The 7954-nt window shown below is 54.5% G+C and carries 8 protein-coding genes and 2 tRNA genes; 6 read left to right on the top strand and 4 right to left on the bottom strand.

Translation table 11 applies throughout. The features are described from left to right. Nucleotides 1-170: 170 nt before the first annotated feature. The 3 genes from JO226_RS03065 to JO226_RS03055 all read right to left on the bottom strand — a co-directional run bounded on the left by JO226_RS03065 (nucleotide 171) and on the right by JO226_RS03055 (nucleotide 1963). Nucleotides 171-258 (bottom strand) — tRNA-Ser (locus JO226_RS03065). Between the two features lie 147 nt (nucleotides 259-405). Continuing rightward, nucleotides 406-1083 carry an isochorismatase family protein gene (locus JO226_RS03060; RefSeq protein ID WP_293489936.1) on the bottom strand — a complete coding sequence of 226 codons (678 nt, stop codon included), beginning with the start codon at nucleotides 1081-1083 and terminating at the stop codon, nucleotides 406-408. A 19-nt stretch (nucleotides 1084-1102) separates the two neighbouring features. Beyond that, nucleotides 1103-1963, bottom strand: a complete 861-nt coding sequence (locus JO226_RS03055; RefSeq protein ID WP_293489935.1) for a pirin family protein — start codon at nucleotides 1961-1963, stop codon at nucleotides 1103-1105. Nucleotides 1964-2071: 108 nt separating this feature from the next. Between JO226_RS03055 and JO226_RS03050 the strand changes: the two genes are divergently transcribed. Then, nucleotides 2072-2983, top strand: a complete 912-nt coding sequence (locus tag JO226_RS03050) for a LysR family transcriptional regulator (RefSeq protein ID WP_293489934.1) — start codon at nucleotides 2072-2074, stop codon at nucleotides 2981-2983. Nucleotides 2984-3521: 538 nt separating this feature from the next. Here JO226_RS03050 and JO226_RS03045 read toward each other — a convergent pair. Then, nucleotides 3522-3609 (bottom strand) — tRNA-Ser (locus tag JO226_RS03045). A gap of 268 nt (nucleotides 3610-3877) precedes the next feature. Here JO226_RS03045 and ghrA point away from each other — a divergent pair. The 5 genes from ghrA to JO226_RS03020 all read left to right on the top strand — a co-directional run. Next, nucleotides 3878-4816 carry a glyoxylate/hydroxypyruvate reductase GhrA gene (gene ghrA, locus JO226_RS03040; RefSeq protein ID WP_293489933.1) on the top strand — a complete coding sequence of 313 codons (939 nt, stop codon included), beginning with the start codon at nucleotides 3878-3880 and terminating at the stop codon, nucleotides 4814-4816. A gap of 86 nt (nucleotides 4817-4902) precedes the next feature. Then, nucleotides 4903-5640, top strand: coding sequence for a phosphatase (locus JO226_RS03035; RefSeq protein ID WP_293489932.1), 738 nt, complete (start codon nucleotides 4903-4905; stop codon nucleotides 5638-5640). Nucleotides 5641-5661: 21 nt separating this feature from the next. Then, nucleotides 5662-6216 (top strand): molecular chaperone, encoded by a 555-nt coding sequence (locus JO226_RS03030; RefSeq protein ID WP_293489931.1) that lies wholly within the window; start codon nucleotides 5662-5664, stop codon nucleotides 6214-6216. Between the two features lie 101 nt (nucleotides 6217-6317). Then, entirely contained in the window at nucleotides 6318-6809 is a 492-nt protein-coding gene (locus JO226_RS03025) for a DUF1097 domain-containing protein (protein ID WP_293489930.1), read from the top strand. 815 nt (nucleotides 6810-7624) lie between these two features. Continuing rightward, the coding region (locus tag JO226_RS03020) for a hypothetical protein (RefSeq protein ID WP_293489929.1) at nucleotides 7625-7954 on the top strand (330 nt) is incomplete at its 3' end.

The following is a 7954-nucleotide window of genomic DNA, read 5'->3' as shown; positions in this document are numbered from 1 at the left end:
GGGGGGATTGACTCGCTGCGCTCGCCCTGCGGGCAGCCCGTCCGCAAGCGTCCGGTCTGTCCAACTGGCTGTCGCCAGTTGTCGAACCCCGGTCGGGGCTTCTCATCCCCCCAGGGTGTGCAACATGCGAAAAAAAAGCTCGTACTTGCGTACGAGCTCTTCTTCAAATATGGCGGTGAGGGGGGGATTCGAACCCCCGATACGTTGCCGTATACACACTTTCCAGGCGTGCTCCTTCAGCCACTCGGACACCTCACCATATTGTATTGCTGCCGTCCTCTTGGGGGGCAACGGGGCGCTACTATAGGGAGTTGCACGAAAACGGTCAAGCATATTTTCAGCTTTCCGTATCATTCGGTTAAGCAATAATCATTCCCTGCCCGAATCGCCGGGCAGGGTGATGAATTAACGCTGGGAATCGAGCGTTTCGTTGTGTTTAACCACGTCCTGCGCTTTGCTGTAGCTTTCAATCAGCAACTGATAGGCCGGGAAAATCTGGGTATAGACCGCAGCCCACTCGGCGGCGTCTTCACGGTTCCAGGTCCCTTGCAGCTCAGAGGCGACGGCGGCGGTATCCATTGGCACTACGCCTGCCTGAACCACCCTCGCCAGGGTAATTTCCTGCGCCATTTTGCTGTAAGTGCCGGAGGCATCAATCACCGCAAAGACCTTATAACCGTCCGCCACCGCGCTGATGGAGGGGAATGCCATGCAGACGCTGGTGATGGTACCGGCGATAATCAGCGTTTTACGTCCTGTGGCGTTAACTGCTGCCACAAACTCCGGGTTATCCCAGGCGTTGATCTCGCCTTTACGTGCGACATACTGGGCATGCGGCGCGTTCGCATGAATCTCAGGGATCAGCGGACCGTTCGGCCCCTGCGGCACTGAAGCGGTAGTGATAACCGGCATCCCGGCAAGCGTTGCCATTTTCGCCAGCGCCGCCGCCCGGGCGCGCAGTTCAGGCATTGGCATATCTCCGACGGTTTGAAACAGACCGCTCTGGTGGTCGATAAGCAGCATCGCGGCGTCATTCACATCAATCACCGGACGAGCACCGTTAAAGTTGGCTGGATTAGACATCATGTTCTCCTGTTGAGTATCAGATCTGACCGAATCGGCCGGAATTGAAATCGCGAATGGCTTCTGCGATTTCGGTTTTGCTATTCATGACAAAGGGGCCATAGCCCACAATGGGTTCATTTAACGGTTCGCCTGCAAGCAGCAGAACGCTGGCATCAGCGCTGGCCTGCAGATGCAGCGTTTCCCCGTGTTGGCTGAGGACGACAAGCTGCGCCTCATTGGCCGTCGTCATACCGTTCACCACGACGCTCCCTTCCATCACCACCAGCGCGGAGCTCCACCCCTCCGGTAGCGCCAGAGAGACGTCACGGCCCTGCGTCAGGCGCATGTCCCAGACGTTCATCGGCGACCAGGTCTGCGCCGGGCCGCGGATGTCGCCATACTGCCCGGCGATAACCCGCAGTACGCCGCTGTTATCCGGCAGCTCAATGCGTGGGATGCTGGCATTGGTAATGCTCTGGTAGCCTGGCGTCGCCATCTTGTCTTTGGCGGGCAGGTTGACCCACAGCTGTATCATCTTCAGTTCGCCGCCATGACGAGCGAAGTTCGCGGAATGGAACTCTTCATGCAGGATCCCGGCGCCTGCGGTCATCCACTGCACGCCGCCAGGCCCTATCACGCCGCCTTTACCGGTCGAGTCCCGGTGTTCAACTTCGCCCGCATAGACCAGGGTGACGGTTTCAAAGCCGCGATGCGGGTGTTCGCCAACGCCGCGCTTTACGCCATCGGCCGGAAAAGTGTGCGGACCGGCATAGTCCAGCAGCAGAAAAGGGCTGAGCTGTTCGCCATGCGTTTGGTAAGAAAACAGTGAGCGAACCGGAAAACCGTCGCCGACCCAGTGCGGACGGGGAGCGGTATAGACGCCAGTCATCTGTTTCATGGGTTTCTCCTGCGTTGTTAACGTCGATGTGAATTAGCTTATATTCAGATCTAATTTGTGAGTAGATAGTGAAAATGACATACACTGTCCTAAAAATAGGACGATGAGGTGACGATGCAGGATCTCAATGACTTCGCGTGGTTTGTGCAGGTGGTGGATCACGGGGGTTTTGCCGCCGCGGGGAGGGCGCTCGACTTACCCAAGTCCCGGTTGAGTCGCCGCATTGCGCAGCTCGAAGAGCGACTGGGCGTGCGGTTAATCCAGCGCACGACCCGACAGTTTAGCGTGACGGAAGTTGGGCAGACGTTTTATCAGCACTGTAAGGCAATGATGGTCGAAGCCGATGCGGCTCAGGAGGCTATCGCGGCGTTACAGGCGGAACCGAGAGGTACAGTGAAGCTCACCTGTCCGGTAACGCTGCTGCACGTGCATGTAGGCGCAATGCTGGCTAAGTTTCTTGTGCAGTATCCGGGAGTAAACCTACAGCTTGAGGCGACAAACCGTCGGGTGGATGTCGTCGCGGAAGGGGTAGATATCGCCATTCGCGTGCGTCCGCGCCCATTTGACGACAGCGACCTTGTGATGCGCGTACTTGCCGATCGCGCGCATTGCCTGGTCGCCAGCCCGTCGCTCATTACCGCAATGGGGGAGCCTGCTTCCCCAGCGGAGCTCAGCCGGTGGCCCGGGCTCAGTATGGCGGCGGGAAAACACCTTCATCAGTGGGCGCTAAACGGACCCGATGGCGCGCGTGCGGAGGTGCATTTTACCCCACGCCTGGTGACGACGGATATGCTGGCGCTGCGCGAAGCGGCGGTAGCGGGTATCGGCATTGTGCAGTTACCGCTATTAATGGTGCGTGAACAGCTGGCCTGCGGGGCATTGCAGGCGGTACTCAAAGCCTGGGAGCCAAGACGTGAGGTTATCCATGTGGTTTATCCCTCGCGTCGTGGATTATTACCCGCAGTCAGGGCGCTGGTGGATTTTCTAACGCAGGAGTATCAGAAGATGGTAGAGGAGTAGGATGACATGAGTTGGCTACGTTTGTTTGACAATATCCAGTGAAGGCGCCGGACCCTTATTCTCAAGCCAGTGTTATCGCCAGTTGTCGAACCCCGGTCGGGGCTTCTCACCACCTCCAGGGTGTGCAACATGCGAAAAAAAAGCTCGCACTTGCGTACGAGCTCTTCTTCAAATATGGCGGTGAGGGGGGGATTGACTCGCTGCGCTCGCCCTGCGGGCAGCCCGTCCGCAAGCGTCCGGTCTGTCCAACTGGCTGTCGCCAGTTGTCGAACCCCGGTCGGGGCTTCTCATCCCCTCCAGGGGGTGCAACATGCGAAAAAAAAGCGCGTACTTTCGTACGAGCTCTTCTTCAAATATGGCGGTGAGGGGGGGATTGACTCGCTGCGCTCGCCCTGCGGGCAGCCCGCTCACTGCGTTCCCGGTCTGTCCAACTGGCGGTCGCCAGTTGTCGAACCCCGGTCAGGGCTTCTCACCCCCTCCAGGGTGTGCAACATGCGAAAAAAAAGCTCGCACTTGCGTACGAGCTCTTCTTCAAATATGGCGGTGAGGGGGGGATTCGAACCCCCGATACGTTGCCGTATACACACTTTCCAGGCGTGCTCCTTCAGCCACTCGGACACCTCACCATATTGTCTTCCCAGCGCTGCTGGGACGGGCGCTAATGTAGGGAAAAGCATACCTGACGTCAATCAACTTTTTAAAAAAATCGTGTATTTAGCCAAACTTCAGCCAGGTTGATTTCGTATTAACCACTATTCGATTTATTTATCAGCAGGGGGTTAAACAAGGATCTGTCACGGAAATTTGTTATCCTCGTAGCCTGAGGAAAAATAACCGGTAAATCGTTGCGCAGACAAACAGATAACGAAAATGCGCAACAAAAAAGGAGCAACAATGGACATCATCTTTTACCACCCGACGTTTGATACGCCGTACTGGGTTTCTGCACTGGAGAAACAACTCCCCGGCGCCCGCGTTCGGGAATGGAAACAGGGCGACAATGAACATGCGGATTACGCGCTGGTCTGGCACCCGCCTGTCGAAATGCTGCAAGGACGTACCCTGAAAGCGGTATTTGCCCTGGGCGCCGGGGTGGATTCTATTCTCAGTAAACTGAAAGCGCATCCGGAGATGTTACCGCTCTCAGTCCCGTTATTTCGCCTTGAGGATACGGGAATGGGGCTGCAGATGCAGGAATATGCGGTCAGCCAGGTACTGCACTGGTTCCGCCGCTTTGACGATTACCAGATCCTGAAAAGCGAATCCCGCTGGCAGCCGTTGCCGGAATATCACCGTGACAGCTTCACCATTGGCATCATGGGGGCTGGGGTGCTCGGCAGTCAGGTGGCGGAGAGCCTGCTGGCCTGGGGCTTCCCGGTGCGTGTCTGGAGCCGTAGCCGCAAAACGTGGCCTGATGTTCGCAGCTTCGCAGGCGACGCTGAACTCAGCGAATTTTTGAGCGAGACGCGCGTACTGATTAACCTGTTACCCAATACGGCTGAGACCGTCGGTATTATTAATCAGTCGCTGTTGACGCAACTGCAAAATGACAGCTATGTGCTGAACCTTGCTCGCGGCGTGCACGTTATTGAAGATGACCTGCTGCAGGCGCTGGATAGCGGCAAGGTAAAAGGTGCGATGCTTGATGTCTTCAACCGCGAACCTTTACCTGCGGTGAGCCCATTGTGGCGCCATCCACGTGTCGCGATGACGCCGCATATTGCTGCAGTAACGCGGCCTGCAGAGGCGATTCGTTATATAGCAGAAACCATCGGTCAGCTCGAGCGCGGTGAAACACCGGGCGGGCAGGTTGACCGACAACGTGGTTACTAACGGCAGGCCTCCTGCATTGGCCGGGTTTTCGTTAAAATGGCGGTGCAATCCTGCTATGCTTGGCAAATACGAGAGAGGAGAATCTGATGTATCCCGTTGACCTGCATATGCACACTGTTGCCAGTACCCATGCTTACAGCACGCTCCATGACTATATTGCTGAGGCGAAACGTAAGGGCATCAAGCTTTTTGCCATCACCGATCACGGGCCTGATATGGCGGATGCGCCGCACTACTGGCATTTCGTTAATATGCGAATTTGGCCGCGTATAGTGGACGGTGTCGGGATCCTGCGCGGGATCGAAGCCAATATCAAAAATACGCAGGGCGAGATTGATTGCTCGGGACCGATGCTGACGTCACTCGATCTGATCATCGCAGGCTTCCATGAGCCGGTGTTTCCTCCGCAGGATAAAGCCACTCATACGGAGGCCATGATCGCCACGATGGCCAGCGGCAACGTGCATATTATCAGCCACCCCGGAAACCCGAAGTTCCCTGTCGATATCCAGGCTATCACCGAAGCGGCAGCGAAGTACCAGGTCGCGCTGGAGATCAATAACTCCTCCTTTCTCTCGTCGCGTATTGGTAGCGATGATAACTGCCGTGCGATCGCCGCCGCGGTACGTGATGCGGGCGGCTGGGTGGCGTTGGGCTCTGACTCTCATACGGCGTTTACGTTAGGCGAATTTGCTGAATGTCGCAGGATCCTCGACGCGGTCGATTTTCCACAGGAGCGGATCCTCAACGTCACGCCGCGTCGTCTGCTGAGCTTTCTCGAATCGCGCGGCATGAAGCCCATTGTGGAATTTGCTGAACTTTAATTGTCTGAATGGAATAACTGAATGAACGAGTTTTCAATCCTCTGCCGCGTGCTGGGTTCCCTGTACTATCGTCAGCCGCAGGATCCTCTGCTGGTGCCGCTACTGACGCTGATTCGTGAAGGGAAGCTGGCGGCGAGCTGGCCTCTGGAACAGGATGAGCTGTTGGGACGTCTGCAAAAAAGTTGCGATGTGCCGCTGCTTGCCGCCGATTACAATGCGTTGTTTGTCGGCGCTGAGTGCCGTGTGGCGCCGTATCGCAGCGTGTGGGTTGAAGGCGCCACGGAGTCTGATGTGCGTAGTTTCCTCTCCTCTCGCGGGATGCCGCTGAGCGATGCGCCAGCCGATCATATCGGCACACTGTTGCTGGCCGCTTCCTGGCTTGAAGATAATGCGGCAGAAGATGAAACAGAAGCGCTGGAGACGCTGTTTGCAAACTATTTATTACCCTGGTGCGATACGTTTTTGGGTAAGGTTGAAGCGCATGCGACAACGCCATTCTGGCGCACAATGGCACCGCTGACGCGCGATGCGATTGCGGCAATGTGGGAAGAGTTGCAGGAAGAGTCTGATGAGTAATGTGATTTAAATCACTAAATATATGCAACGAAAGTTTTTTACTTGCATTTATTGTGCCGTAGATCTCATTTGAGTAGCGCGCATCTGCTATGATGTGCGCCATGAACTTACTTCTCTCTCTCGCATTAACGACAGGCATTCTTTCCGGTATTTGGGGATGGGTTGCTGTTTCTCTCGGCCTGCTCAGTTGGGCGGGTTTTCTGGGCTGCACGGCCTACTTTGCCTGTCCGCAAGGTGGGTTAAAAGGGCTGGCGATAGCCTCCAGTACAGTAATGAGCGGTGTCGTATGGGCGCTGATTATCATCCATGGCAGCGCGCTGGCGCCGCACCTTGAGATCCTGGGTTATGCGATGACCGGCCTCGTTGCCTTCCTGATGTGCGTGCAGGCAAAGCAGGTGTTGCTCTCGTTTGTTCCTGGTACGTTTATTGGCGCATGCGCAACTTTTGCCGGGCAGGGTGAGTGGAAACTCGTTGTCCCTTCATTGGCTCTGGGGTTGGTATTCGGTTATGCCATGAAAAATAGCGGTCTGTGGCTGGCGAGTCGAAAATGTGCCAGACAGCGTCAGGTTGCAGAGGAAGCGATTGATCGGTGAGTGACGAAAACGGCCTGAACGCTGGGAGATATTTCTTTCCTGAAAACAATAAACCAAATACTGCGTAGCGGTTGTCTTTTTGCCTTGAACAGTTCTGCCGTATCGGTTTCTCATTATTTCGAATAATCTTATAGTAGTTTACCTCCAATCTTTTTCAATATAACTACAACTTCCTCTTTGTAGTGAAGTTGTCCTTTCAATAAATGTCATTCGAAATCAACATGATTGATATTCATTCATCTCATGATTCCCTCGTAAATTAATACTTTTTAATTAATGGTCAGGATAAATCCAATTTTTGTATGAGTTCCTTGAAACAATCGAGGAATATCCTATCAACATGTTTACAACATTGGAGGGCTGGGTTTGTTAACAAAAAGTCCGTTTAATATTCATATGGGATGTCAGTATGACTGAATACGTTAAACGATAACGATTTTTGAACCTCGGATTTGTCATGAGATCGATTTTTGAATGCTTGTGACCTTTTTGTGGTATTTGGTTATCATGCCATTTGTTATCGTTGTTAATTGAGATGCAAGCTGTTTCTCTTTCATTTTTTGAACGGGGTGGGTTACGTTTAATTGATTTATAACTACCCTCCTGAATATTAACGGTGCCATTCAGAAAAATAATAACCCCTAACACGTTATTTTTTGAAGTGTTTATAAGTATTCTTGTCTGTTTATTATTTCTTCAACTTCGCGCACCATGCGCGCAAGTATTCGCTATGAGTTTGTTGGTCAGTATGTCAAGTAAGGTTCATTTTTCACATCAACAACGCAGCAATAAATAATATTAAGCGAGAATTCATTATGAAAATGAAAAAACTTGCCATCATTATCGCTCTGGCCTTCCTGTACTCCGCAGCTGGCGCTTACGCCGCTGGCGGAGGCAGTGGAGGCGGAAATCATCAGGGCGGAGGCAACGGTAGCAGTCACGGTAGTCAGGGCCAGGGTCAGGGTAATCATGGCGACGGCCAGGGTCAGGGCGGCAATGGCGGTAGCGGCGGTAGCGGCGGCAGCGGCGGCAGCGGAGGTAATGGCGGCAGCGGCGGCAGCGGTGGTAGCGGCGGCAGCGGCGGCAGCGGCGGTAATGGCGGCAGCGGCGGCAGCGGCGGTAATGGCGGCAGCGGCGGCAGCGGC

This window comes from Pluralibacter sp., from assembly GCF_019237635.1.
Lineage (GTDB): Bacteria > Pseudomonadota > Gammaproteobacteria > Enterobacterales > Enterobacteriaceae > Enterobacter_B.
This window is presented reverse-complemented; position numbering and strand designations above follow the sequence as displayed.

What these genes read in the sequence shown, in the direction of transcription:
- JO226_RS03030 (WP_293489931.1), top strand. Translation starts at nt 5,662, where the DNA reads ATGAACGAGTTTTCAATCCTCTGCCGCGTGCTGGGTTCCCTGTACTAT.
- JO226_RS03055 (WP_293489935.1), bottom strand. Translation starts at nt 1,963, where the DNA reads ATGAAACAGATGACTGGCGTCTATACCGCTCCCCGTCCGCACTGGGTC.
- ghrA (WP_293489933.1), top strand. Translation starts at nt 3,878, where the DNA reads ATGGACATCATCTTTTACCACCCGACGTTTGATACGCCGTACTGGGTT.
- JO226_RS03060 (WP_293489936.1), bottom strand. Translation starts at nt 1,083, where the DNA reads ATGTCTAATCCAGCCAACTTTAACGGTGCTCGTCCGGTGATTGATGTG.
- JO226_RS03035 (WP_293489932.1), top strand. Translation starts at nt 4,903, where the DNA reads ATGTATCCCGTTGACCTGCATATGCACACTGTTGCCAGTACCCATGCT.
- JO226_RS03025 (WP_293489930.1), top strand. Translation starts at nt 6,318, where the DNA reads ATGAACTTACTTCTCTCTCTCGCATTAACGACAGGCATTCTTTCCGGT.